General features: G+C 70.9%; 27 protein-coding genes and 1 pseudogene. 9 read left to right on the forward strand and 19 right to left on the reverse strand.

The genetic code is table 11. The annotated features are described in order from the left end of the window. Positions 1-44 precede the first annotated feature (44 nt). Positions 45-476 (forward strand): cupin domain-containing protein, encoded by a 432-nt coding sequence (locus tag OO71_RS31205; RefSeq protein ID WP_033293539.1) that lies wholly within the window; start codon positions 45-47, stop codon positions 474-476. Then, on the forward strand, positions 473-874 hold the full coding sequence (locus OO71_RS31210; RefSeq protein WP_033293540.1) for a DUF1304 domain-containing protein: 402 nt from the start codon (positions 473-475) through the stop codon (positions 872-874). The genes OO71_RS31205 and OO71_RS31210 overlap by 4 nt, the downstream gene beginning before the upstream one ends. 1 nt (position 875) lies before the next feature. Here the strand turns inward: OO71_RS31210 and OO71_RS31215 are convergent, their stop codons facing one another. The 8 genes from OO71_RS31215 to ruvC form a co-directional block, all read right to left on the reverse strand. Next, positions 876-3,227 carry a RelA/SpoT family protein gene (locus OO71_RS31215; RefSeq protein WP_033293541.1) on the reverse strand — a complete coding sequence of 784 codons (2,352 nt, stop codon included), beginning with the start codon at positions 3,225-3,227 and terminating at the stop codon, positions 876-878. Between the two features lie 345 nt (positions 3,228-3,572). Beyond that, the gene (locus OO71_RS31220) at positions 3,573-4,088 is read right to left on the reverse strand and encodes an adenine phosphoribosyltransferase (protein WP_033293542.1); all 516 of its coding nucleotides are present in this window, start codon (positions 4,086-4,088) and stop codon (positions 3,573-3,575) included. 5 nt (positions 4,089-4,093) lie between these two features. Next, positions 4,094-5,221 (reverse strand): protein translocase subunit SecF, encoded by a 1,128-nt coding sequence (gene secF / locus OO71_RS31225; RefSeq protein ID WP_051792489.1) that lies wholly within the window; start codon positions 5,219-5,221, stop codon positions 4,094-4,096. A 118-nt stretch (positions 5,222-5,339) separates the two neighbouring features. Continuing rightward, entirely contained in the window at positions 5,340-7,037 is a 1,698-nt protein-coding gene (gene secD, locus OO71_RS31230) for a protein translocase subunit SecD (protein ID WP_033293544.1), read from the reverse strand. Positions 7,038-7,247: 210 nt separating this feature from the next. Continuing rightward, positions 7,248-7,682, reverse strand: coding sequence for a preprotein translocase subunit YajC (gene yajC, locus OO71_RS31235; protein ID WP_033293597.1), 435 nt, complete (start codon positions 7,680-7,682; stop codon positions 7,248-7,250). Between the two features lie 118 nt (positions 7,683-7,800). After that, the gene (ruvB, locus tag OO71_RS31240; RefSeq protein ID WP_033293545.1) at positions 7,801-8,886 is read right to left on the reverse strand and encodes a Holliday junction branch migration DNA helicase RuvB; all 1,086 of its coding nucleotides are present in this window, start codon (positions 8,884-8,886) and stop codon (positions 7,801-7,803) included. Positions 8,887-8,889: 3 nt separating this feature from the next. Continuing rightward, positions 8,890-9,495 carry a Holliday junction branch migration protein RuvA gene (gene ruvA / locus OO71_RS31245; protein WP_033293546.1) on the reverse strand — a complete coding sequence of 202 codons (606 nt, stop codon included), beginning with the start codon at positions 9,493-9,495 and terminating at the stop codon, positions 8,890-8,892. Next, positions 9,492-10,085: a crossover junction endodeoxyribonuclease RuvC gene (gene ruvC / locus OO71_RS31250; RefSeq protein ID WP_033293547.1), complete on the reverse strand. Its 594-nt coding sequence runs from the start codon at positions 10,083-10,085 to the stop codon at positions 9,492-9,494. The genes ruvA and ruvC overlap by 4 nt, the downstream gene beginning before the upstream one ends. 100 nt (positions 10,086-10,185) lie before the next feature. Between ruvC and OO71_RS31255 the strand changes: the two genes are divergently transcribed. After that, positions 10,186-10,629 carry a cupin domain-containing protein gene (locus tag OO71_RS31255; protein WP_033293548.1) on the forward strand — a complete coding sequence of 148 codons (444 nt, stop codon included), beginning with the start codon at positions 10,186-10,188 and terminating at the stop codon, positions 10,627-10,629. 2 nt (positions 10,630-10,631) lie between these two features. Here the strand turns inward: OO71_RS31255 and OO71_RS31260 are convergent, their stop codons facing one another. The 3 genes from OO71_RS31260 to pdxT all read right to left on the reverse strand — a co-directional run bounded on the left by OO71_RS31260 (position 10,632) and on the right by pdxT (position 12,773). Further along, complete coding sequence (locus OO71_RS31260) at positions 10,632-11,153, reverse strand: DUF4262 domain-containing protein (RefSeq protein WP_033293549.1); 522 nt, start codon at positions 11,151-11,153, stop codon at positions 10,632-10,634. A 165-nt stretch (positions 11,154-11,318) separates the two neighbouring features. Further along, positions 11,319-12,068 (reverse strand): YebC/PmpR family DNA-binding transcriptional regulator, encoded by a 750-nt coding sequence (locus OO71_RS31265; protein ID WP_033293550.1) that lies wholly within the window; start codon positions 12,066-12,068, stop codon positions 11,319-11,321. A gap of 60 nt (positions 12,069-12,128) precedes the next feature. After that, positions 12,129-12,773 carry a pyridoxal 5'-phosphate synthase glutaminase subunit PdxT gene (gene pdxT / locus OO71_RS31270; protein ID WP_033293551.1) on the reverse strand — a complete coding sequence of 215 codons (645 nt, stop codon included), beginning with the start codon at positions 12,771-12,773 and terminating at the stop codon, positions 12,129-12,131. Between the two features lie 400 nt (positions 12,774-13,173). On the opposite strand from pdxT, the gene pdxS reads away from it, so the two are divergent. After that, entirely contained in the window at positions 13,174-14,085 is a 912-nt protein-coding gene (pdxS, locus tag OO71_RS31275; protein WP_033293552.1) for a pyridoxal 5'-phosphate synthase lyase subunit PdxS, read from the forward strand. A gap of 54 nt (positions 14,086-14,139) precedes the next feature. On the opposite strand, the gene OO71_RS31280 is transcribed toward pdxS, so the two are convergent. Beyond that, on the reverse strand, positions 14,140-14,709 hold the full coding sequence (locus OO71_RS31280) for a GNAT family N-acetyltransferase (RefSeq protein ID WP_051792485.1): 570 nt from the start codon (positions 14,707-14,709) through the stop codon (positions 14,140-14,142). A 42-nt stretch (positions 14,710-14,751) separates the two neighbouring features. Between OO71_RS31280 and OO71_RS31285 the strand changes: the two genes are divergently transcribed. Next, entirely contained in the window at positions 14,752-15,168 is a 417-nt protein-coding gene (locus OO71_RS31285; RefSeq protein WP_033293553.1) for a VOC family protein, read from the forward strand. Between the two features lie 4 nt (positions 15,169-15,172). On the opposite strand, the gene OO71_RS31290 is transcribed toward OO71_RS31285, so the two are convergent. Further along, a complete protein-coding gene (locus tag OO71_RS31290; RefSeq protein WP_033293554.1) occupies positions 15,173-15,736 on the reverse strand; it encodes a helix-turn-helix domain-containing protein in 564 nt (187 codons plus the stop codon). A gap of 70 nt (positions 15,737-15,806) precedes the next feature. Between OO71_RS31290 and OO71_RS31295 the strand changes: the two genes are divergently transcribed. The 3 genes and pseudogenes from OO71_RS31295 to OO71_RS52455 all read left to right on the forward strand — a co-directional run. Next, positions 15,807-16,502 (forward strand): AzlC family ABC transporter permease, encoded by a 696-nt coding sequence (locus OO71_RS31295; RefSeq protein WP_033293555.1) that lies wholly within the window; start codon positions 15,807-15,809, stop codon positions 16,500-16,502. After that, positions 16,502-16,822, forward strand: a complete 321-nt coding sequence (locus OO71_RS31300) for an AzlD domain-containing protein (protein ID WP_033293556.1) — start codon at positions 16,502-16,504, stop codon at positions 16,820-16,822. Before OO71_RS31295 ends, OO71_RS31300 begins: the two co-directional genes overlap by 1 nt. A 22-nt stretch (positions 16,823-16,844) precedes the next feature. Next, positions 16,845-17,042 (forward strand): annotated as a pseudogene (locus OO71_RS52455) (AzlD domain-containing protein); the annotation flags it as partial. Here the strand turns inward: OO71_RS52455 and OO71_RS31305 are convergent. Further along, the gene (locus tag OO71_RS31305; protein WP_033293557.1) at positions 17,039-17,977 is read right to left on the reverse strand and encodes a DUF5937 family protein; all 939 of its coding nucleotides are present in this window, start codon (positions 17,975-17,977) and stop codon (positions 17,039-17,041) included. The pseudogene OO71_RS52455 and the gene OO71_RS31305 sit on opposite strands and share 4 nt — an antisense overlap. Before the next feature lie 206 nt (positions 17,978-18,183). Between OO71_RS31305 and OO71_RS31310 the strand changes: the two genes are divergently transcribed. Next, positions 18,184-20,295 carry an elongation factor G-like protein EF-G2 gene (locus tag OO71_RS31310; protein ID WP_033293558.1) on the forward strand — a complete coding sequence of 704 codons (2,112 nt, stop codon included), beginning with the start codon at positions 18,184-18,186 and terminating at the stop codon, positions 20,293-20,295. A gap of 9 nt (positions 20,296-20,304) precedes the next feature. On the opposite strand, the gene OO71_RS31315 is transcribed toward OO71_RS31310, so the two are convergent. From OO71_RS31315 to pgsA, 5 genes are read right to left on the reverse strand one after another with little or no spacing between them, the layout of a single operon-like run. Beyond that, the gene (locus OO71_RS31315; RefSeq protein ID WP_033293559.1) at positions 20,305-20,814 is read right to left on the reverse strand and encodes an XdhC family protein; all 510 of its coding nucleotides are present in this window, start codon (positions 20,812-20,814) and stop codon (positions 20,305-20,307) included. A gap of 14 nt (positions 20,815-20,828) precedes the next feature. After that, on the reverse strand, positions 20,829-21,314 hold the full coding sequence (locus OO71_RS31320) for a hypothetical protein (protein ID WP_033293560.1): 486 nt from the start codon (positions 21,312-21,314) through the stop codon (positions 20,829-20,831). Then, positions 21,311-22,453, reverse strand: a complete 1,143-nt coding sequence (locus OO71_RS31325; RefSeq protein WP_033293599.1) for a glycosyltransferase family 4 protein — start codon at positions 22,451-22,453, stop codon at positions 21,311-21,313. The genes OO71_RS31320 and OO71_RS31325 overlap by 4 nt, the downstream gene beginning before the upstream one ends. A gap of 17 nt (positions 22,454-22,470) precedes the next feature. Then, the gene (locus OO71_RS31330) at positions 22,471-23,379 is read right to left on the reverse strand and encodes a phosphatidylinositol mannoside acyltransferase (RefSeq protein WP_033293561.1); all 909 of its coding nucleotides are present in this window, start codon (positions 23,377-23,379) and stop codon (positions 22,471-22,473) included. Continuing rightward, positions 23,376-24,014 carry a phosphatidylinositol phosphate synthase gene (pgsA, locus tag OO71_RS31335; RefSeq protein WP_033293562.1) on the reverse strand — a complete coding sequence of 213 codons (639 nt, stop codon included), beginning with the start codon at positions 24,012-24,014 and terminating at the stop codon, positions 23,376-23,378. Before pgsA ends, OO71_RS31330 begins: the two co-directional genes overlap by 4 nt. Positions 24,015-24,023: the final 9 nt, after the last annotated feature.

Consider the following 24,023-nt stretch of genomic DNA (forward strand, 5'->3'; position numbering starts at 1 on the left):
TTACGGGATACCCCGTCCCGCGCGGCGAACCTACCTTCGGCGGCATGACTCTCCGCAGCGCGGGCGATGGCCCGGAACTCGACACGAAAGACGCGACGGTGACCGTCAAAGCCGCCGCCGCGGACACCGGCGGGTACGAACTCTTCGAGGTCGACGCACCCCGCGGCCCCACCGTGCCGCCGCACACCGACCCGTGGGACAAGGGCTTCTACGTCCTGCACGGCCGCCTCACCGTCTACGTCGACGGCGAACTCCACGACCTCGGCCCCGGCGCGTTCGTGCACATCCCGGCGGGTACGCCCAACACCTTCACCGTGCACACGCCGTCCGCGAAATTCCTCGTCGTCACCCCCAACGACGGGATGGGCCGGTTCTTCCGCGAAATCGACGGAACGGTCCCGGACGACGCGCCATGGACGCTGCTGGGCGACATCGCCGCACGGCACGGGGTCAGGTTCGAGGAGAAAGCATCGTGAACGTCGTAGCGCAGGTTTTCGCCGGGGTCGCGGTGCTGGTGCACCTGCTGGCTTTCACCTGGGAAGTGCTGCTGTTCGAGCGTCCGGGCGTGCACGCGGGCATCTTCCGGATTCCGGCCGAGAACCTGCCCGCAACCCGGCTGTGGTCCTTCAATATCGGCTGGTACAACCTGTTTCTCGCCGGTGGCCCGGTGACCGGCCTCGTGCTGCTGCACACCGGCGACCCCACGGCCGGGCGCGTGCTCGTCCTCTACAGCTGCGCGTTCATGATGCTCGCCGGGATCGCTTTGGGCGTCTCGGACCTGCTCGCCCTGAGCCGTCCCCGCGGCGCCGGACGCGGCGGTGCCTTGGCACAAACCGTGCCGCCGCTGGCCGCCCTCGTCGCCCTGGCTTTCTGAGCTACGACGCCGACGTCACCCGGTACACGTCGTACACACCCTCGACCCCGCGGACCACCTTCAGCACGTGCCCGAGATGCTTCGGATCGCCCATCTCGAAGGAGAACCGGCTCACCGCCACCCGGTCCCGCGAGGTGGTGACCGACGCCGACAGGATGTTGACCTTCTCGTCGGCCAGGACCTTCGTGACGTCCGAGAGCAGCCGGTGCCGGTCCAGCGCCTCGACCTGGATCGCCACCAGGAACACCGAGGACGACGACGGCGCCCACTCGACCTCCACCAGCCGCTCGGGCTGCGTGCGCAGGTCGTCGGCGTTCGTGCAGTCCGTGCGATGCACGCTCACACCGCCGCCGCGCGTGACGAAACCGAGGATCTCGTCGCCGGGCACCGGGGTGCAGCAGCGCGCGAGCTTGGTCCACACGTCGCTGGCGCCCTTGACGATCACCCCGACGTCGTTGGACCCGCGGCGACGCGTGACCGTGGACGGCGTGGCCCGCTCGGCCAGCTCCTCCTCGGCCTCCTCGACGCCGCCGATGAGCGCGACCAGCCGCTGTACGACGTGTTTCGCGCTCGTGTGGCCCTCGCCGACGGCCGCGTACAGCGACGAAATGTCGCCGTGGCGCAGCTCCTTCGCGACCGAACCCATCGACTCGGCCGACACGAGCCGCTGAATCGGGAGCCCGACCTTGCGGATCTCCTTGGTGATCGCTTCCTTGCCCGCGTCGATGGCCTCGTCGCGGCGTTCCTTGGCAAACCACTGCCGGATTTTGGCGCGCGCCTTGGGCGAACCGGCGAACTGCAGCCAGTCTCGGCTCGGCCCGGCGTTCTCCGCCTTGGACGTGAAAATCTCGACGACCTCGCCGTTTTCGAGCTTCCGCTCGAGCGCGACGAGCCGGCCGTTCACGCGGGCGCCGATGCAGCGATGGCCGACCTCGGTGTGTACGGCGTACGCGAAGTCGACCGGCGTGGAATCCGCAGGCAGCGTGATCACGTCGCCCTTCGGCGTGAACACGAAGATCTCGCGCGCGGCCAGCTCGTACCGCAGCGATTCGAGGAAATCACCCGGGTCCGCGGCCTCGCGCTGCCAGTCGAGCAGCTGGCGCATCCACGCGATCTCGTCCAGCTCCATGCCGTTGCTGCCGGTGTGCGTACCCCTGGTTTCCTTGTACCGCCAGTGCGCCGCGATGCCGTACTCCGCGGTGCGGTGCATGTCGTACGTCCGGATCTGCACCTCGAGCGGCTTGCCGTCCGGCCCGATCACGGTGGTGTGCAACGACTGGTACACGCCGAACCGCGGCTGTGCGATGTAGTCCTTGAACCGCCCGGGCACCGGCTGCCAGAGCGCGTGCACGACCCCCATCGCGGCATAGCAGTCGCGCACGTCCTCCACGAGAATCCGCACGCCGACCAGGTCGTGGATGTCATCGAGGTCGCGGCCCCGGACGATCATCTTCTGGTGGATCGAGTAGTAGTGCTTCGGCCGCCCCTCGACTTTCGCGGTGATCCGCGACGACACGAGGTTGCCGGTGAGGTCCGCAATCACCTTGCGCAGGTAGGTATCCCGCGACGGCGCGCGATCCGCGACGAGCCGCACGATCTCGTCGTATTTCTTGGGCTGCAGAATGGCGAACGCGAGGTCCTCGAGCTCCCACTTGACCGTGGCCATGCCGAGCCGGTGCGCAAGCGGGGCCAGGACTTCAAGCGTCTCGCGAGCCTTGCGTGCCTGCTTCTCCGGCGGCAGGAACCGCATGGTGCGCATGTTGTGCAGCCGGTCGGCGAGCTTGATGACGAGGACCCGCGGGTCCTTCGCCATCGCGATCACCATCTTGCGAATGGTCTCGGCCTCGGCCGACGTACCGAGCTTGACCTTGTCCAGCTTGGTGACCCCGTCGACGAGCTCGCCGACCTTGTCCCCGAAATCGGCTTGCAGCTGCTCCAGCGAGTAGCCGGTGTCCTCGACCGTGTCGTGCAGAAGCGCCGCAACGAGTGTAGTGGTGTCCATGCCGAGCTCGGCGAGAATAGTGGCGACCGCGAGCGGATGCGTGATGTACGGATCACCGGACTTGCGCCGCTGGTCGCGGTGCAGCTCCTCGGCAACGTCGTAGGCCCGCTGGAGCTGCCCGAGGTCGGCATTGGGATGCAGCTCGCGGTGGATGACGGCAAGCGGCTCGAGCACCTGCTTGACCGGCGCCGCCCGCTGCGCCGTGATCCGCCGCGCAAGCCGAGCCCGCACCCGACGAGTCGCCGAAGGACTGGGCGCCGCACCGTTCGCCTTCGGCGGCACCCCATGCGTCCCGGCGTCCCCGGTAGCCCCACCTTTGGCGGCGACCTCGGCGTCGAGCTCCTGGCTCACCCGCACCTCCAGCCTTCGTGCTTCGTGCGGACCTGCGAACCTCCAGGGTAACCGCTAGCAGCCACCCTCTCCCGGCGACCATGCCGTGAAGGCCACCTTCACGGAATCTGATTCCCTGAAGGTTCCCTTCACGGACTTCAAACCCACCACCCACCCGGCCGCACCGACGCACCCCGTCGGCACCGGGCACCCAGCCCCCGCCCTGCACCCCGATCCGAAGCCCAAACACGTGCGGAGGGTGCTTGTCAAGGCATCTTTCCCGCCTTGACAAGCACCCTCCGCACGTCGTCACAATCCAGCTTCGGGGTGCCCCCACGCAACAGTTGCCAGGACCCAACCCGAACGTCAAACAGTCCGCAACGCCCGAACCTCACGCCCGAGCACCGCCCGACCCCCCAACCCAGCCAGCTCCAGTACCACCGAAACCCCACTCACCACAGCCCCGGCGTCCTCCAGCAACTTCCCGGTAGCCGCCACCGTCCCCCCGGTGGCCAGCACATCATCCACCACCGCCACCCGCTGCCCGGGCCGCACCACCCCAGCAGGCAACTCGACACTCGCCGTCCCGTACTCCAGCGAGTACTCCACCCGCCCAGCCACCGACGGCAATTTCCCCGGCTTCCGGATCAGCACCACCCCGAGACCCAGCGAGTACCCGACCGCAGCAGCCAGCAGAAACCCCCGAGCTTCCACCCCGGCAACCAGATCAGCCGCCGGGTCGAGCGTCGACGCCAGCCCCCCGACCACCGCGGCAAACCCAGGCCCATCCGCGAACAACGGACTCAGATCCCGGAACAACACCCCCGGCTCCGGAAAATCCGGCACCTCGGCAATCAAATCGAGCGCCGCCGAAAGCTCCATCCCGCTCAGCGCTTCTTCCTCCCCGCCGGACGAGCCTTGGGCGTCCGCGCCGGCACCCCGGCCGCGGCCGCAAGGGCCTTCTCCCGGCGCAGCTCCGCAGCCAGCTGATCGTCGTCCGTCGCGTCGAACTCGCCCTCGGCCTCCCGCTTCGCCGCCTTGGCCCGGCGCGCGACCACCCGGTCCGCCTGCTGCCGATACTGCGGGTCCCGCATCTTGAGGTCGACCAGCAGCGGCGTCGCCAGCGCAACCGACGACAACACCCCGACCAGCGTCCCGGTGAGCTGCACCAGCGCCAGATCCTGCAGCGTGCCCGACCCGAGCAGCACGTACCCGACGATCAGCAGGCCCAGGATCGGCAGCAGCGCGATGAACGCGGTGTTGAACGACCGCATCAACGTCTGGTTCAGCGCCAGGTTGGCCGCCTCGCCGTACGTCCGCCTGCTGAGCCCGAGCAGGCCCCGCGTGTTCTCGCGGACCTTGTCGAACACCACCACCGTGTCGTACAGCGAGAACCCGAGGATGGTGAGCAGGCCGATCACCGTCGCGGGGGTGACCTCGAAGCCGACGATCGAGTACACCCCGGCGGTGACCAGGATGTCGTGCAGCAGCGAGATGAGCGCCGCCACCGCCATTCTCGTGTCGAAGTAGATCGCCAGGAAGATCACCACGGCGACCAGGAACACCACCAGCGCGATGAATGCCTGCCGCGAGATCTCGCCGCCCCACGACGCGCTCACCGCGCTGTCGCTGATCGCCTGCTCGGTCGGCTGGCCGTTGCGGCCGATCGGCCCGAGGTCCTCGAAGATCTGCTTCTTGACCTTCGCCACCTGGTCGGGCTCGAGGGCTTCGGACCGCGTCTGGATCGTCGTGGCCGCACCGGTGCCGACGGTCTGGGTCTCCGCCGGTGCTTTGCCCAGCGCGGTGTTGTACGACTTGATCACCTGCTCCGTGGTGATCTGGCCGTGGGTGCCGTGCGCGGGCAGCTGGATCTGGGTACCGCCCTCGAACTCGATGCCGAGGTGGAAGCCGCGGAACACCATCGACCCGAGGCACACCAGCACCAGCGCCGCGAAGAACAGGTACCAGCGCTTGCGTGCGCCGACGATGTCGAGCGCACCCGTGCCCACGTACAGCCGGTGGAAGAAGCTTTCCTTCTTGGCGGGCTTGCCGGACCGAACCGGTTTACCGGACTCTGCCGCGTCGCCCTCCGGGCGCTCCGACGTGACGCCTGCGGTTTCTTCGTCGCTCACGTCAGGCCTCCTTCACGTTCGAACGGCGGCCGGGCAGCGGGCGCGTGGACTTGCGCTGCGCGCCCAGCCGCTGGACGGCACCGAGGCCGAGGTGCCGGGGATTGGACAGGAACCGCGATTTCGACGTCGACACGATCGCCACCAGCGGATGCGTGACGAGGTAGACGACCACCAGGTCGAGCACCGTCGACATACCGAGGGTGAACGCGAAGCCCTGCACGTCGCCGACCGCGATCACGTACAGGATCGCCGCGGCGAGGAAGCTGACCGCGTCCGAGGCCAGAATCGTGCGCCGGGCCCGTACCCATCCGCGGGGCACCGCCGACCGGAACGTGCGGCCTTCCCGGATCTCGTCTTTCAGGCGTTCGAAATAGATCACGAACGAGTCGGCCGTGATGCCGATCGCGATGATCAGGCCGGCGACGCCGGCGAGGTCGAGCGTGTACCCGATCCACCGGCCCAGCAGCACCAGCACCGCGTACACGAGCGCGCCGGACAGCGCCAGCGACCAGATCGTGAGGATGCCGAGCAGCCGGTAGTAGAAGAGGCAGTAGACGAAGACGACGGCCAGTCCGATCGCCCCGGCGATGAGCCCGGCCTGGAGCGAGGCGAGGCCGAGCGTCGCGGACACCGTGGTGGCGTCCGAGGAATCGAACGACAGCGGCAGCGAGCCGTACTTGAGGATGTCGGCCAGGTTCTTCGCGTCGGACTGCGTGAACTTGCCTGTGATCTGCGTGTTGCCGCCGAGGATCGCGCCCTGGACGGTGGGTGCGGACACCACGTCGGTGTCGAGCACGAACGCCGCCTGCTTGCCGACGTTGGCCGAGGTGAAATCACCCCAGGTCTTGCCGCCCGCGCTCTTGAAGCTGAGGTCGACGACCCACTGGCCGCGCTGCTGGTCGAACCCGGAGTTGGCGTCGGAGATCTCCGTGCCGGGGATGAACTCCGGGCCCAGCACGTACTTGTTCGTGTCCTTGTCACCGCAGGTGACCAGCGGCTGGTTGGGCAGGTCGTTGCCCTCCAGCGGGTCCGCGACGTTGGGCGCGCAGGTGAGCGCGGCGAGCGCCTTCTGCTGCGCGGCCTGCGCGGCGGCGGCCTGCTGCTGGTTCTTCGGGTCCTGCGGGATCAGCGCGGGCGCCTGGCGCAGCGCGCGGGCCGCCTCGATCGGGTTCTTGCCGTCGGCCGTCCCCGGCGCGGACGGCGTCGTACTCGGCGGCTGCTGTGCCGGAGCACCGGCCGCACCCCCGCCACCGGCAGGCTTGCTCGGCGAGGTCGACGGGGCGCCGGACGGCGGGGCCGAGGGCGGCGCGGCCGGGGTGTTGGGCACCGACCCGATCACCGGGCGGATGCCGAGCTTCGCGGTGCGGCCCAGGTTCTTCGCCTGGTCGCCCTGCTCGCCGGGCACCGTGATGACGATGTTGCTGCCGTCGAGCACCACCTCGGTGCCACCGACTCCGATCCCGTTGACGCGGGTCTCGATGATCTGGCGCGCCTGGTTCAGCGACTCGCGGGTGGGCTGGCCGCCGTCCGGGGTGCGCGCGGAGAGCGTGACCCGGGTGCCGCCCTGCAGGTCGATCCCGAGTTTCGGCGTGGGCTTGCCGCCGCCGGTGAAGAACACCAGTGCGTACAGCGCGACCACGATCAGGGCGAAGAAGGCGAGATAGCGTCCCGGGCGGAGATGCCCGGCCGATGGTGCCACGGTGCTTCGGTCTCCTCGAACTGGCACGGACTGGGTGGACCCCAACTGGTCCGCATCCGGAAGATGGACTTCCGGACACGGCTGGGCGTGACTATGGCGGCGGACACGCACGCAGCACCGAGAATGTACTCGGTGCTGCGTGAGCCCGGCGTTCGCCCGTACCGGCTTTCGCCTGCCGTGGGCGCATCACTGCCCGGTGAGCGGGAAAGACTACTTCTTCCCGTGCTCCAGCGGGGGCGCCACCTGCGCACCGGAGGACTGCGTCTCACCTGCGGAGATCGACTCCTGAGCCGGTGCCTCCGACGACGCGGGCGTGGCCTCCTGCGAGGTGACCCCGGCGGTCTCGGGCTCGGGCGTCTCGCCGGTCTCCGGCGTCTCCACCGTGGGCTCGACCTTCTCGCGGACCGCCTGCCGCAGCCACGTGGTGACGACACCCGGCGCGATCTCGATGTCGATCGTGGTGTCACCGCTCGAGTCGGCGACGGTGCCGTACAGGCCCGACGTGGTCATCACGCGGTCGCCCGGGGCGATGCTGTTCTGCAACTCCTGCTGGGCCGCCTGCTGCTTCTTCTGCTTGCGGGTACCCATGATGAGCGGCACGGCCACCACGAGCAGCAGCAGCAACGGCAGCAGTAACTGGTTCATGACTCTCCATTCGACGGACGCCTCGGTCGGCCGCCCGCGTCCGGTTTCGACGGATGTGCTGTGTTCGAGTGTGCCAGGTACCGGCGGAAACGCCACCACCCGGCCACCGTCGGCCCGTTCAGTCCTGGTCGAACAGCGTCGGGCCGCCCGGCTCGGACCGCCCGGCCTCCGGGGGCGGCACCAGGCCGAGATGCTCCCACGCGGCCGCGGTCGCGACCCGGCCACGCGGGGTTCGGGCGAGCATACCGGCCCGGACCAGATACGGTTCGCACACCTCCTCCACCGTGGTCGACTCCTCACCCACGGCGACCGCGAGCGTCGAAATCCCCACCGGTCCCCCGCCGAACGACCTGGTCAGCGCGCTGAGCACGGCCCGGTCGAGCCGGTCGAGCCCCAGTTCGTCGACGTCGTAGACCTTCAGCGCGGCCTGCGCGACCTCGAGCGTGACATACCCGTCGGCGCGGACCTCGGCGTAGTCGCGGACCCGGCGCAGCAGCCGGTTCGCGATCCGCGGGGTGCCGCGCGACCGGCCGGCGATCTCGGCGCAGCCGTCCCGGTCGATGGTGATGCCGAGGATCGTCGCGGCCCGGCGCACGACCAGCTCCAGCTCGGCCGCGGAGTAGAACTCCATCTGGCCGGTGAAGCCGAACCGGTCGCGCAGCGGGCCGGTGAGCGAGCCGGACCTGGTGGTGGCCCCGACCAGGGTGAACGGCGCGATCTCGAGCGGGATGCTGGTGGCGCCGGGGCCCTTGCCGACCACGACGTCGACCCGGAAGTCCTCCATCGCGAGGTACAGCATCTCCTCGGCGGGCCGGGCGATGCGGTGGATCTCGTCGATGAAGAGCACGTCGCCTGCCGCGAGGTTGGACAGCATCGCGGCCAGGTCGCCCGCGCGTTCCAGCGCCGGACCGGACGTGATCCGGATGGCCGCGCCCAGTTCGGCGGCGACGATCATCGCCATGCTCGTCTTGCCGAGGCCGGGCGGGCCGGACAGCAGCACGTGGTCGGGCGGCACCCCGCGCCGCCGGGCGCTCTCCAGCACCAGCTCCAGCTGCTCGCGGACGCGTTCCTGGCCGACGAACTCGTCCAGTTTCCGGGGCCGGAGCGTGGTCTCCAGGTCGCGTTCACCGGTCTGCGCGAGTGCGGACAGCGTTTCGTCGTCCGCCTCGTAGCCGCCGGTGTCGAACTCGGTCACTTCGTTCATCAGCTATCGCTTGCGACCCAGTGCGGCCAGCGCCGCGCGGAGCACCGACGACGTGGTGTGCCCGTCCCCTTCGGACAGCACCCGGTCCACCGCCTGCTCGGCCTGTTTCGCCGGGAAACCCAGCCCGGCCAACGCTTCCACGACCTCGCCGCGCAGCGCGCCGGGGGCGGTGACGGAAGCGCTGCCGGGGGCGTCGCCGGTGCTGCCGAGCGCGGTGACCTTGTCGCGCAGTTCGAGGCTGAGCCGTTCGGCCCCCTTGCGGCCGATGCCGGGTACCTGGGTGAGGACGGTGATGTTCCCTTCGACGAGCGCCGCCCGCAGCTTGTCCGGCTCCAGCACGGCGAGCGTGGCCAGCGCGAGCCGCGGCCCGATGCCGGACACCGTCTGCAGGAGGCCGAAGAGCTCGCGCGCGTCCTCGTCGGCGAACCCGAAGAGGGTGAGCGAATCCTCGCGCACGATCAGCGCGGTATGCAGCCGGACCTGCTCGCCGCGGCGCAGCGTGGCCAGCGTCGCCGGGGTGGCCTGCACGGCGTAACCCATGCCGCCGACCTCGACCACCACATGGTCGAGGCTGACCGACAGCACTTCGCCGCGTACCGAGGAGATCATCGTCGTGCTCCTGTTTCGTCCTGCTTCTTCGCTGTTTTCGCGGCGGCGGCGAGGCGCGCCTTGTGCGCACGGGCCAGCTCGGCCGCGCGCGCCTCGGCCTCCGCGAGCCGGATCCGCATCGGCTCCCGCCACAGGTGGCAGATGGCGAGCGCGAGCGCGTCGGCCGCGTCCGCCGGATGCGGTTTGACCTCCAGCCCGAGCAGCCGCATCACCATGGCGGTGACCTGCGCCTTGTCCGCCCGGCCGGACCCGGTGACCGCCGCTTTGACCTCGCTGGGCGTGTGGAACACGACCGGCAGCCCGCGCCGGGCCGCCGCCAGCGCCACGACCCCACCGGCCTGCGCCGTGCCCATCGCGGTACGCACGTTGTGCTGCGCGAAAACCCGCTCGACCGCGACCGCCTCCGGACGATACCGGTCGAGCCAGCGCTCCACCTCGTCGGCAATGCCCAGCAGCCGCTCGGCGAGATCGGACCCGGCCGGTGTCCGCACGACCCCGACCGCGACCGGGCGCACCGAACGCCCCTTGCCGCCGTCGACGATCCCGAGGCCACACCTGGTCAAACCGGGGTCGACCCCGAGCACCCGCACCGTTTCTCCTCTGCCCGCGCGAACATCCGTTCGAGATGCCAGGCTAGCGGGCGGGGTGCCCGGCCCGGCGGACGGACACGCCCGCGGGCACGATGGGGGGATGGCGGATCCGCAGGACTTCATCACGCACTTGGGGCTGGAGCCGCTGCCGGTGGAGGGCGGCCGGTTCGCGCAGAGCTGGCGCGCGGCCGAAGGTTCGGCGATCTATTACCTGCTGCAGGCGCCGGAGATCTCCGCGCCGCACCGGCTCGACCGGGTGGAGGTGTTCGTGCACCATGCCGGTGCACCCGCGCGGATGCTGCTGCTGCACCCCGGCGGCGAGGTGACCCGGCCGGTGCTGGGCAGCGAGGTGGCGGCCGGGGAACGGCCGCAGGTCGTGGTGCCTGCCGGAACGTGGCAGGCCACCGTGCCGCTGGGCGCGTGGAGCCTGCTCGGCACCGTCGTCGTGCCGCCCTACACCGACGACTGCGTGGAGTTCGCCGATCCGGCCGTGCTTGCCGCGCAGTATCCGGCGGCGGCGGACGATCTGGCCGGCCTCGGCTGAGGTCAGGGACCGTCGACGCCGGGGGTCCAGCTTTCCGGCGCCCCGCTCTCGGTGAGCACCGGCTGCCAGTCCGCGAATCCCTCCGGGGCGGTGTCCTGCCAGGGGAAATGCCCGTCCGGGGTGCCGACGATCAGCTGCAGGGCCGGGAAATCGCCGTCCGGGTACACGAGGAAGGCCGACCCGAGGTACTCCGGGTAATGGCCTTTCGCGACGCGCTCGAAGACGACCGGGGCGCCCTCGAAGAAATCGTCGTAGCGTTTGCCGACCTCGAAGATCTCGCCGTTGGCGGCGCGGTCCACGTACGCGTCGAGCAGGACCGGCGCCACCTCGTCCGGCAGTCCGACGACGACCGCCTCCGGCACGTTGTGCAACGCCCACGCGCACGCGGTGAAGCAGTAGCCGGATCCCTTGTCGTCACGGGGAACTGCGATGACCGCGTTGCCCCGTTCCTTGGCCTGGGACTCGATCCACGCGATGAGGCGCTGCTCGTCCGCGCTGAGGGCTGAGGTCGTCACGGCGGCCATTGTGCCGCACCCGGGTCTCGGAGCCCAGCCCCCCTGCCGACGTTTTCCCGGAAGTGCCAAGGATTCCGGCGGCTTCCCTTGCGCCGCCCCGAAAAGCCGTGAAGGGAACCATCAGGGAATCTGATTCCCTGATGGTTCCCTTCACGGACCACTGCGTGGATTGGCTCAGTCCACTGCGGCCATGACCTCGTCGGAAACGTCGAAGTTGGCGTACACGTTCTGCACGTCGTCGCAGTCCTCGAGCGCGTCGATCAGCTTGAAGACCTTCTTCGCGGCGTCCACGTCGAGCGGCACGCTCACCGACGGCAGGAAGGTGAGGTCCGCCGACTCGTACTCGAACCCGGCCTCCTGCAGTGCTTTGCGCACCGGCACCAGGTCGCCCGCCTCGGAGACGATCTCGAAGCTCTCGTCGAGGTCGTTGACCTCCTCGGCACCCGCGTCGAGCACGGCCAGGAGGACGTCGTCCTCCGTGGCGTCGGCCTTCGGCATGAGCACGACGCCCTTGCGGTTGAACATGTAGGCGACCGAACCCGGGTCGGCGAGGGAACCGTTGTTGCGGGTGAGCGCGGTCCGGACCTCCATCGCGGCACGGTTCTTGTTGTCGGTGAGGCACTCGATCAGCACCGCGACGCCGTTCGGGCCGTAGCCCTCGTACGTGATGGTCTGCCAGTCGGCGCCGCCGGCTTCCTCACCGGCGCCGCGCTTGCGCGCGCGCTCGATGTTGTCCTGCGGGACGGAGGTCTTCTTGGCCTTCTGGATGGCGTCGTACAGCGTGGGGTTGCCGTCCGGGTCACCACCGCCGGTACGGGCGGCCACCTCGATGTTCTTGATCAGCCGCGCGAAGAGCTTGCCCCGCTTGGCGTCGAGGTTCGCCTTCTTGTGCTTCGTCGTGGCCCACTTGGAGTGGCCGCTCATCTTTCCTCCATCTGTTCGCGGGCCGCGTGCCTCCCGGCGCGCGGCCGCCGCAATCCCTGCTCAGGCTTCCCGCACGAGCTCGACGAACAGCCGGTGCACGCGTTCGTCCCGGGTGATCTCCGGGTGGAACGCCGTGGCCACCACCGCCCCCTGCCGGACGGCGACGATCCTAGCGACCGGCGGCCCGTCCGGCGGGTCGTCCGGTCCGGCCGGGCCCGGCACGGTGGCCAGCACCTCGACCCCGTCGCCCGCCTTTTCGACCCACGGGGCCCGGATGAACACCGCGTGCAGCGGCGCGCCGGGCAGCCCGGCGAACGCGAGGTCGGCCTCGAACGAGTCGACCTGCCTGCCGAACGCGTTGCGCCGCACGACCACGTCGAGGCCGCCGAGCTGCTGCTGGTCCGGACGCCCGTCGAGGACCTCGCGGGCCAGCAGGATCATCCCGGCACACGAGCCGAACGCGGGCATCCCGCCGGCGATCCGCTCGCGCAGCGGTTCGAGCAGCTCGAACGTTTCGAGCAGCCGCGACATGGTGGTGGACTCCCCGCCGGGCAGCACCAGACCGTCCACTTCGGACAGTTCGGACGGGCGGCGCACCGGAACCGCGCGGGCGCCCGCGCTCTCCAGCATCGCGACGTGCTCGCGCACCGCACCCTGCAAGGCGAGCACGCCGACCGCCGGCCGTGCTCCCGTGACTGTCGCCACCCGACCTCCCGTGAGACGTTCGCACCAGCTTAGGGGGGCCGCCGCGGGCGCTTCCGGCCAGGTCAGGCGCGCGGCGCGCGGGCCGCTGCCCACCCGGGCGGCGCTCCGGCGGCCGGACCGCGGCCGGCGTGAAGTGGACTGCTGAAATCTTCTGCCAGTGGACACCTCGAAGGTGATCTCCGCCGACGCGGGGACCGCCGGTGCTGTCCGGCTCGTCCCCGCTGCCGATGGTACGCCGGGACAGAAGGCCCAGGTCAACGCTTCATGCCGGAACAGTGGCCCGGCGAACACCAGGTAAAGTGGCCTTCCGAAATTGCCCGGTAATGGCCTGCCTCAGCGGTCCACCGGAAGCCTACGCTGAGGAGGCAGAAGTCCGCACCCCCCGAGAAAGGCCCGCAAGGTGTCGCAGCAAGACAGCACCGAACCCCAGTCCGTCACCGGCACCGCCAAGGTCAAGCGCGGCATGGCGGAGATGCTCAAGGGCGGCGTGATCATGGACGTGGTCACCGCCGAGCAGGCGAAGATCGCCGAGGACGCCGGCGCGGTCGCGGTGATGGCGCTCGAGCGCGTCCCCGCCGACATCCGTGCGCAGGGCGGCGTCGCCCGGATGAGCGACCCGGACCTGATCGACGGCATCATCGAGACGGTCTCGATCCCGGTCATGGCGAAGGCCCGCATCGGGCACTTCGTCGAGGCACAGGTGCTGCAGTCGCTCGGCGTCGACTACATCGACGAGTCCGAGGTGCTCACCCCGGCCGACTACGCGAACCACATCGACAAGTGGGCGTTCACCGTGCCGTTCGTGTGCGGCGCGACCAACCTCGGCGAGGCACTGCGCCGGATCACCGAGGGCGCGGCGATGATCCGCTCGAAGGGCGAGGCGGGCACCGGCGACGTCTCCAACGCGACCACCCACATGCGCAAGATCCGCGGCGAGATCCGCCGCCTGCAGTCCCTGCCGGAGGACGAGCTGTTCGTCGCCGCGAAGGAGCTGCAGGCGCCGTACGAGCTGGTCCGCGAGGTCGCGGAGGCGGGCAAGCTGCCGGTGGTCCTCTTCACCGCAGGCGGCATCGCGACCCCGGCCGACGCGGCGATGATGATGCAGCTGGGCGCCGAGGGCGTGTTCGTGGGCTCGGGCATCTTCAAGTCGGGCAACCCGGCCCAGCGCGCGGAAGCAATCGTGAAGGCCACGACGTTCCACGACGACCCCGACGTGCTGGCGAAGGTGTCGCGCGGCCTCGGGGAAGCCATGGTGGGGATCAACGTCGAGGAACTGCCGGAACCGCACCGCTTGGCCGAGCGCGGCTGGTAGGTCAGTGGCTCGAGGGTGCCCCGTGGACTTCACTGTCCACGGGGCACTTCAGGTTTATCGGTGGGTGGTGCGGATCAGTCCGGAGGCAACTGGTGTGCGGACGTGCCGATGCGCGCCGGCCGGGAACGCCGGAGGCTCGGCTGGGACGTCGAGCAATACGTAGCCGCATTTCTCCGCCACCCGGCAGGATGCCTGGTTGTCCTCGGCGTGGAGCAGGTCAAGCAGGGTGAGGGAAACCAGGTCCTGGCCGCCGAGCGCCCACTGGGTGGCAGTTTCCAGTGCTCGTGCGGCAATTCCCCGGCCCCGAGCCTGCACTGCAGTCCAGTAGCCGACCTCCGCCACTCCATTCGAACCACACTTCACCACTACGTGCCCGATCGGCCGGTTGCCCTCGGTGCCCGTCAGCACGGCGAAGCTGAAGCGTCTTTTCTCAGCCCAACCGGCATCCTGCTCGTCGAGCCATTGCCGCGCCGCCCCCTCGTCCGCGAGCCATCGGGTCAAGTATCGGCGCAGCACCGGGTCTCGATGTGCGGTCACCAGCGCCGAAAGGTCGTCGGATCGCCACGGGCGAAGCCGTAACGCGGACTCCGGCCCAGTAGGTGGCGCAACCAGCGTGATCGTCATTTCCGACGATTATCCGTGAGCGTTGCCAGGCATGATGGCCCCATGGCCGACGAAGTTCCGACCCAGACCGTGTACCCCAATCTGAAATACCGTGACCCCAAGGCCGCCATTGCTTTTCTCACCGGCGCATTCGGTTTCAGCACGCATTTCGTCGTGGAGACCGCGGACGGAACCGTCGAGCATGCCCAGCTGCGCGTCGGCACGCAGCTGATCTTTCTCGGCCGGGAACAGCCGGACGACCGCTATGGCATGCACTCCCCTCTCGCGCTGGCGGGCACCAGCGCCGCCTTCTGCGTATGGGTTCCCGACGATTCACTCGACGAGCACGAGCGGCGGGCCAAGGATCACGGGGCGCGGATTCTCAGCCCCGTCCACGGATCGCTCGCCGGGGTCCGCGAGTATTCCTGCGCCGACCCGGAAAACCACGTCTGGACGTTCAGCAGCTACTCGGGCGAGTAACCGGTCAGGTGTACTCCGAGATCTCCACTCCGAACGTCCCGGATTCCAGGGCCTCGAAGATGTGCCGGACATCGCCGGGGTACGAGATGTAGTCACCGGGCAGGAGTTCCACCGGGTCGTCCGCCACCCCGACCCGGGCGCGTCCGGCGCAGATCACGATGTGCTCCACCACGCCGTTCATGTGCGGATCCGACCGCCGCGGGGTGCCCGGCTCCGCGCGGATCACGTACATGTCCCGGCGGGCCGACGGCGGACACGCCGACAGCAGGGTGCACGCGTAGTCGGCGTGTTCGGCGAACACGGTCGGCCCCTTGCCTGCCCGGATCACCCGCACCTGTGGCCGGTCCGGCTCCACGAGGCGGGAAAACGGCACGTCGAGCGCGACGCCGAGGGCCCAGAGGGTCTCCACGCTCGGGTTGCCGGACCCCGATTCCAGCTGGGACAGCGTGGATTTCGCCAGCCCGGCCCGGCGCGCGACCTCGGTGAGCGACAGCCCGGCGCGGGTTCGTTCGCGGCGAAGGGACTTCGCGATGATGTCCAGCGGCGCGCCCGTGGTCTCGTGCGGCATGCGTGTTCGCTCCATCAGTCTGCCCGTTCGCCTTGACGAACACCCGGTCTTGTGTTCAGCATAGAGCACTATGCGTTCGATCTGGCGAACACTCGACCGCGGCCTCGCCCGCGACATCGGGCTCGTGTGCCTGGCCGACGCCCTGGTGGGCGTCTCGTACGGCGCCATCGCGGTGAGCTCCGGCTTCCCGCTGTGGGCGCCGATGCTGCTGTCCCTGCTGGTTTTCGCGGGCGCGTCGCAGTTCATGTTCGTCGGCATCGTGGCCGCGGGCGGCAACCCGCTGGCCGCGGTCGCCGCCGGGCTGCTGGTGAACGCGCGGCACGTGCCGTTCGGCTTCGCGGTGGGCGACGTGTTCGGCCGCGGCCTGCTCGGCAAGCTCGCCGGAAGCCACCTGATGATCGACGAATCAGTGGCATTCGCCCTGGCCCAGCGCGACGCCGACCGGCGACGGGCGGCGTACTGGGTGTGCGGCGTGGGGCTCTTCGTGTGCTGGAACGCCGGGGTGCTGGCGGGCGCGTTCGCGGGGACGGCGATCAGCGACACCGACGCGTTCGGCCTGGACGCCGCCTTCCCGGCGGTGCTGCTGGCCCTGGTACTGCCGTCGCTGCGAGACCGCGCTTCACGGCTGCCGGTGCTGCTCGGCGTCGTGGTCGCCCTCGCCGCGACGCCCGTGCTTCCGGCTGGCCTTCCGGTGCTGCTGGCGCTGGTCGGGGTGGTCGCGGGCGCCGCGGCGAAGGAGCCGAAGACGCTGGAAGGAGCCCGCTGATGGACACCGCAGAACTGATGATCGCGACGCTGGTCCTCGCGGCGGGCACATTCGCATTCCGCTTCGCCGGGCCAGTGCTGCGCACCCGGGTACGACTGTCACCCCGCGCGGAGCGGCTGATGAAGCTCGCCGCAGTGGTCCTGCTGGCAGCGCTGGTCGCGACGAGCGCCCTCACGAAAGGGCACGACTTCGCCGGGTTCGCCCGCCCAGCGGGGGTGCTCGTCGGTGGGGTACTGGCGTGGCGGAAGGCGCCGTTCGTGCTCGTCGTGGTCGCTGCCGCAGCCACCGCCGCGCTCCTGCGCCTGGCCGGCGTCCCCTGACCCCGAATCGCCGCGGCCCACCCGCGCACCGCGGCTGACGAAGCTCGCCACCGCGGTCCTCCTGGGAGCGCCGGTCACGACGAGCACCCTCACGGAAGGCCACGAATTCGCCGGGTTCGCCCGCCCAGCAGGAGTGCTCGTCGGCGAAGTGCTGTCGCGCCGGAAAGCATCGTTCGTGCAGGCGACCGCCGCGCTCCTGCGCCTGGCCGGAGTGCCTTAACCCTGATCACCACGCACAAGAGCATCCGCCACGACGGTCCGCGCATGTACCCCATCCGCGGCGGTCGTCACCAGACCAGCCGTCCGGAGCAAATCCAAATGCTTCGCCACCACCGCGGGTTTCAGACCGGCCCGACGGGCTAGCTGGGCGGAATCCGCGGGCGTCGCCAGCGCGGTCAGCAGGGTGCTCCGGCTGCGGCCCAGCACGGCGCGCAACGCGGGTGACGGCGCCGCTCCCCCGGTTTCCCACAGGCCCGCGATCCCTCGCGCCGGGTAGCGCAGCACCGGTTGCCATCCGGCGTGCGTGCGGGTCACCACTCGCGGCCAGACGAACACCGACGGCGCCATCACCAGCCCTCGGCCGTGTGCACCGGCGGCGACCGCGAGCCGCTGCTGGGCCGCCGTGATCCCGCGGACTGCCGGTTCCAGGTCGCGGAACAGCTCGTCCCCCTCGGCCAGCTGGCGGGCGCGATGCAGGACGTCGCCCTCCAGCAGGGCGCGCATGCGGGGCCAGGCCGGGGCCAGCGCGACCGTCCAGTAGCGCTCCATCAGCTCGGCCAGCCGGTCGAGCCCGCCTTCCGGGTCGCGGTGCAGCCTCGCCAGCGCCGACGGGTGCGGCGGGTCCATCGCCGCCAGCTCGCGGCGCACCGTGCGCGGGGGTACGTCCCGCAGGTCGGCGAGCTCGTCGGCCAGCTGCGGGGCCGGCGAACCGGGCGCCGGGGTGAGGAAACCCGGGACCGACCGGCCCGCCACCAGGTCGGCCAGCGGCCCGAAGTCGACCCGCGACTCCGCCAGTGCCCGCGATGCCTCCGTGACCCACGGCAGGTGCAGCGCGTGCTCGCCGGGCCGCACCAGTACCCGCACGCTCGCCACGATTTCCCACAGCGGCGAGAACCCGAACCGGGTGCGGCCGGGCTCGCCTGCCGGATCGGCCACGACCCACCTCCTCCGCCGGATCCGCGTGATCCTACGAGAATCCCGTGTGGACAGTCGGCCGGGGTCCAGTGTCCACAGTGGAACGGACGGCCCGCGGCGGGCGTGGCGAACGGCTGGTCCGGCCCGGCTCACCTTGCTTCCCGGCGGGTCGCGGGTGTGTGATCGGGGACACAGGTGTTCCACCCGCCGTCGCCGAGGAGGCCGCCATGGCCGACAAGCAGAACAGGAGTACCGACACCGGGGCCGCCGTCGCTGTGGACGACCCCGCCAAGGTGCGCAACGTCGTCCTCGTCGGGCCCTCCGGCTCGGGCAAGACCACGCTCACCGAGGCATTGCTCGCCGCGTCCGGCACCGTGCCGCGCGCCGGTTCGGTGGTGGAGGGCACCACGGTGTGCGACCACGACCCGGCCGCCGTGCGCCAGCAGCGCTCGGTCGGGCTCTCGGTCGCCCCCGTGCTCCACGCCGGGCACAAGATCAACCTCATCGACACCCCGGGGTACGCCGATTTCGTCGGCGAGCTGCGCGCCGGGCTGCGGGCCGCGGATGCCGCGCTGTTCGTGGTCTCCGCGGCGGAAGGGGTCGACGCCTCCACCGTCGCGGCTTGGGAGGAGTGCGCGTCCGTCGGGATGCCGCGGGCCGTGGTGGTGTCCCGGCTCGACCACCACCGCGCCGACGCGCTCGCCGAGATCGCCGCCTGCCAGTCCGCATTCGGCGCAGGCGTGCTGCCGCTGTACCTCCCCGCGCCGGACGGCCTGGTCGGGCTGATCACCCAGCGCAGGTACGACTATTCCGCCGGCTTCCCGCCGCGCGTGGGCGAGCCGGACCCGGCCGCGCTCGACGGGCTCGCCGACGCCCGCAACGAGCTCATCGAGGGCATCATCGCCGAGAGCGAGGACGAAACCCTCATGGACCGCTACCTCGGCGGCGAGGAAATCGCCGAGGACGTGCTGATTTCCGACCTCGAAACGGCCGTCGCGCGCGGATCGTTCCACCCGGTCATCCCGGTGTGCGCGACGAGCGGCATCGGGCTCGCCGAGGTCCTCGACGGCATCGTGCGCGCCTTCCCGTCGCCACTCGAACACCAGCCGCCCGGCGTGACCAGCCCGGACGGCGCACCGCACGGTGCACTCACCGCCGACCCGTCCGGCCCGCTCGCCGCCGAGGTCGTGCGCACCGCGGTGGACTCGTATGTGGGACGCGTTTCCCTCGTTCGGGTGTTTTCCGGGACGCTGCGCCCGGAGAATCCCGTACACGTGTCAGGGCATGGCCTCGCCGAACGCGGGCATGAAGACCACGACGCCGACGAGCGCGTGGCACACCTGTACTCGCCGCTCGGCGCGAACCTGCGCGAGGTCCCGTTCTGCGTCGCGGGAGACCTGTGCGCGCTCACCAAAGTGGGGTCCGCGGAAACCGGCGACACGGTGTCGTCGCCCGACGAACCGCTGCTGATGAAACCGTGGCGGATGCCAGAGCCGTTGCTGCCGGTGGCGGTGGTCGCGAAGTCACGCAGCGACGAAGATACGTTGTCGCGCAACCTTTCCCGGCTCGTCGCGGGCGATCCGACCCTCCGGCTGGAGCGCAATGCGGAGACCGGCCAGCTCGTGCTGTGGTGCATGGGCGAGGCGCACGCGGACGTCGTGCTGTCGCGGCTGCGCGCGGGCGGCGCGGACGTCGGGACCGAGCCGGTGCGGATCAGTTTGCGCGCCACCTTCGCGAAACCCGCGCGCGGGCACGGCAGGCACGTCAAGCAGTCCGGCGGGCACGGCCAGTTCGCGGTGTGCGACATCGAGGTCGAGCCGCTGCCGCGCGGTGGCGGGTTCGAATTCGTGGTCAAAGTGGTCGGCGGCTCGGTGCCGCACCAGTTCATCCCGAGCGTCGAGAAGGGCGTCCGGGCGCAGCTGCAGCGCGGCATCCAGGACGGGTACCCGGTGGTCGACGTGCGGGTGACGTTGGTCGACGGCAAAGCCCACAGCGTCGATTCGTCGGACGCGGCGTTCCAGACCGCCGGCGCGCTCGCCCTCCGCGAAGCCGCGGCGGCCAGCCGGATCTCGCTGCTGGAACCGCTGGACGAGGTGCACGTGACCCTGCCGGACGAGCACCTGGGCACCGTACTGGGCGACCTGTCGTCCCGCCGCGGCCGGGTGCTGGGCACCGAATCCGCCGAGGGCGGCCAGACCGTGGTGCACGCGGAGGTCCCGGCGGCGGAGCTCCTGCGGTACGCGGTGGACCTGCGTTCGCTGACCTCCGGCACCGCCGCCTTCACCCGGCGGCACGCCCGTTTCGAGCCGATGCCGGAGGGCGCCGTCGCCTCCCCCTGAGACCGGGGGTCAGAACTCGAACCCGCCCGGACGGCCGTTGCGGTCCGCGAGCAGACCGGCCAGCGTCGAGATCGCGATTTCCGCCGGGGTCCGCGAGCCGATGTTGAGGCCGACCGGGCGGTGTACGCGCTCGATGTCCGGCTCCGGCACGCCCAGCGCGCGCAGAGCTTCGACGTGCGGGCCCGGATGCCGCGGGTTGCCCAGCACGCCGACCCAGCGCGTCGGCACGGCGAGCGCGGACCGGAGCACCGGGCCCAGCTCGGCGCGGTGGTGGTCGGTGACCACGACGTCCGCGTCCGGCCCGGGTTCCGGCGCTGTCGTCCGGACGTCGATGCCGTCGGGCGCGTCCGTCGCGCGTGCCTCGTCCGGCTCGAACAGCACGGTGCGGTATCCCAGATCGGCGGCGTAGCGCAGCAGATGGCTCGCCACCGGCGAAGCGAACACGGCCACCAGCGTCCGCTCGACGGGCTCCGCGCCGGCTTCTCCGTGGGCGACGGCGCAGGAATCGGGTTCAGTCATGTTCCCAGTCTCCCTTACACTTCCGGCTCGGCGAACTCGAAGTACTCCGGCAGCGGCGCGGTCCCGGCGAGCTTGAAATACCGCACCTTCCGGCGGCGCCGCAACGCCAGCGTGTCCCGTACCGCGTCGTTGTGCACCCGCCGCGCGATGACCACACGATGCTCGGCGTCGGTCAGCTCCTCGGCCAGGACCGCGGGCAGCCGGTCGCGGCCGACGCGCGCCAGCACCAGGGTCAGCTCGTTCTCCGCGGCTTCCCGGTCCGGACGTTCGGCTCCCTCGGCCCGCGCGGCCGCCGCGTGCAGGTCTGCCCGGTCGTCGAGGACTGCCGCGACCGCCCGCGCGACCACCGCCCGGCGCGCGAGCGCTGCCTCCAGCGCCGCCCAGCCCGCGTCGGTCCGGATGTGCAGCCGGTCGAGCCGGTTTGCCGTCGCCACCAGGAAAAGCCCGCCGAGCACGACGACCGCGGCCACGACGAGCAGCAGCCAACCCAGTACCGTCACGCGAGCTCCCGCTCCCCCGCCGCGACCAGCCGCGGGTCGGCCGCGATCGCCGTCTCGTACACCCGCAGCACCTGCGTGACCAGCACCGACCAGTCGTACGCGGTCACCCGCTCGCCCGCCGCAGCCGCCAGCGACGCCCGGTGCGCCGGGTCGCCCAGCAGCTCGCGCAGGCCGTCCGCGAGCGCTGCCGGATCGCCGGTCGCGGTGAGCATTCCGGCGTGGCCGTCGTCGAGCACGCGGCGGAACGAATCGAGCCCGCTGGCCAGCACCGGGGTACCCGCGGCCATCGCCTCGGTGAGGATCATGCCGAAGCTTTCGCCGCCGGTGTTGGGCGCGCAGTACACGTCGACGCTGCGCAGCGCACGGGCCTTCGTCTCGTCGTCGACCTGGCCCAGCAGCTCGATGTGCGGCCACAGCTGCGGCCCGGCCATCCGCCGCAGCTGCTCCGGCTCCCCCCGGCCGACCACCAGCAGCCGCAGCTCCTCGAACTCCGGCAGCAGCCGCCGCGCGGCCTCCAGCAGCACGTCCATGCCCTTGCGGGGTTCGGTGAACCGGCCGACGAACCCGACCGTGCCGCCGGCCCGCGGGTACCCGTCGAGCGGCGTGGCCCGGGAGAAGAACTCGACGTCGACGCCGTTGGGGATCTCCACCGCGTCCCCGCCCGCGTGCTCCACCTGCACCCGCCGGGCCAGCACGGACACTGCGATCCGCGCGGTGATCTTCTCCAGCAGCGGGCGCAGCACCGGCTGGAATGCCGACAGCGTCCGGGAACGCGTGGTGGCGGTGTGGAACGTGGCCACGATGGGACCGTCGGCCACCTTCAGCGCAAGCAGCGACAGGCTGGGCGCGGCCGGCTCGTGCAGGTGCAGCACGTCGAACCCGTTGTCGCGGATCCACCGCCGCACCCGGGCATACGACACCGGCCCGAACTGCAGCCGCGCGACCGACCCGTTGTACGGAATCCCCAGCGCTTTCCCCGCCGGATGCACGAAATCCGGTAGCTGCGCGTCCTCGTCCGCCGGAGCCAGCACCGACACCTGGTGCCCGCGCTCCAGCAGCGCCCGCGCCAGGTCGATCACGTGCCCCTGGACGCCGCCGGGTACGTCGAACGAGTACGGGCACACGATCCCGATCTTCAGCCCGCCCGCCACCGGGGTCAGCTCGCTTCTTCCAGCGAACCCGCCGGAGCGGGCACGTCGGCGGGCCAGAACGGCTGCAGCATGTGCCAGTCCGCCGGATGCGCGGCGATGTCGCCGGCGAATACGTCGGCGATCGCCTGCGTCGCGGCCGGGACCTCGGCCCGCGCGGTGACCCGGATCCGCGGGTGGATGCGGATTTCCCAGCCGTCCTCGGTGAACCAGCAGCCAGTGGGCAGCAATGCGGCGCCGGTGGTCGCGGCGAGCCGGGCCGGACCCGCGGGCATCAGGGTGCGCTCGCCGAAGAACCGGACCGGAACGCCGGACGTCGTCAGATCCCGGTCGCCGACCAGGACCACCAGCTTGTTCTCGCGCAACCGCCGCAGCAGCAGCCGCATCGCCGCGCTGTCGCCGGTGAGCGGCACGACCTCGAACCCGAGCGACTCCCGGAACGCCACGAACCGCCGGTACAGCGACTCCGGTTCGAGCCGCTCCGCGACCGTGGTGAAGGTGCCCGCGTAACTGGCGAGCCACACCCCGGCGATGTCCCAGTTCCCGCTGTGCGGCAACGCCATCACCGCGCCGTTGCCCTCGGCGAGCGCCGCGTCGATGTTCTCCGCGCCGGTCACCGTGACCCGCCCGGCCACCTCTTTGTGGTCCATCGCGGGCAGCCGGAACGTCTCGAACCAATACCGCGCGTACGACCGCATCGCACGCCGGACCAGCTCGTCGAGCTCCACCTCCCCGGCCTGCGGGACGACCCGGGCGAGGTTGGCGCGCAGCTGCTGGACCCCGCCGCCCCCGCGGCGCGTGGCCAGGTCCGCGCCGAAGGAGAACACGGCCGACCCGAACGCCCGCGGCAGCCGCCGGACAAGCCGCCAGCCCGTCGCGTAGCCGAATTCGCCGAGTCCCCGGGAAAGCGCACTCATGGCTGTGCCCCGCCTGGTAAGTCGGCCTGTTTCGCCGCCCGCGCCGCGCTCGCCACCGCCAGCACCCGCTGCAGCAGCGTGACCACCGACAGCACCGCCAGCAGCCACAACGTGATCTCCACCGTGAAGGGCACGCCGAACCCGTGCAGGCCGGTGCCGACGAGCGCGATGATGAGCCGCTCGGCCCGTTCGACGAGCCCGCCGTCGGCCTCCAGGCCGGACGCCTCGGCGCGGGCCTTCACATACGAAATGACCTGCGCCAGTACCAGGCAGATCAGCGCGGCCGCGGCGGCCCGGTCGTTGTGGTCCTGCACGAAGCACCACCACGCGATGGCCGCGAACAGCGCGCCGTCGACCAGGCGGTCGCACGTCGCGTCGAGGACCGCGCCGAACGGGGTGCCGTACCCGCGCGCACGGGCCATCGCGCCGTCCAGCAGGTCGAGCATCGCGAAGCCCCACACCGTGAACGTGCCCCACAGCAGCAGGTCCAGCGGGAAGAACACGAGCGCGCACACCATCGCACCCGCGGTGCCGATCACGGTCATCGCGTTCGGGGTCAATCCGGCGCGGACCAGCGCGGCACCGATCGGGTCCGTGACGCGGGAGACCGAGGCGCGGGCGAAAATGTTGAGCATCTTCCTCGT

The organism is Amycolatopsis jejuensis (assembly GCF_000717335.1).
Taxonomy (GTDB): domain Bacteria; phylum Actinomycetota; class Actinomycetes; order Mycobacteriales; family Pseudonocardiaceae; genus Amycolatopsis; species Amycolatopsis jejuensis.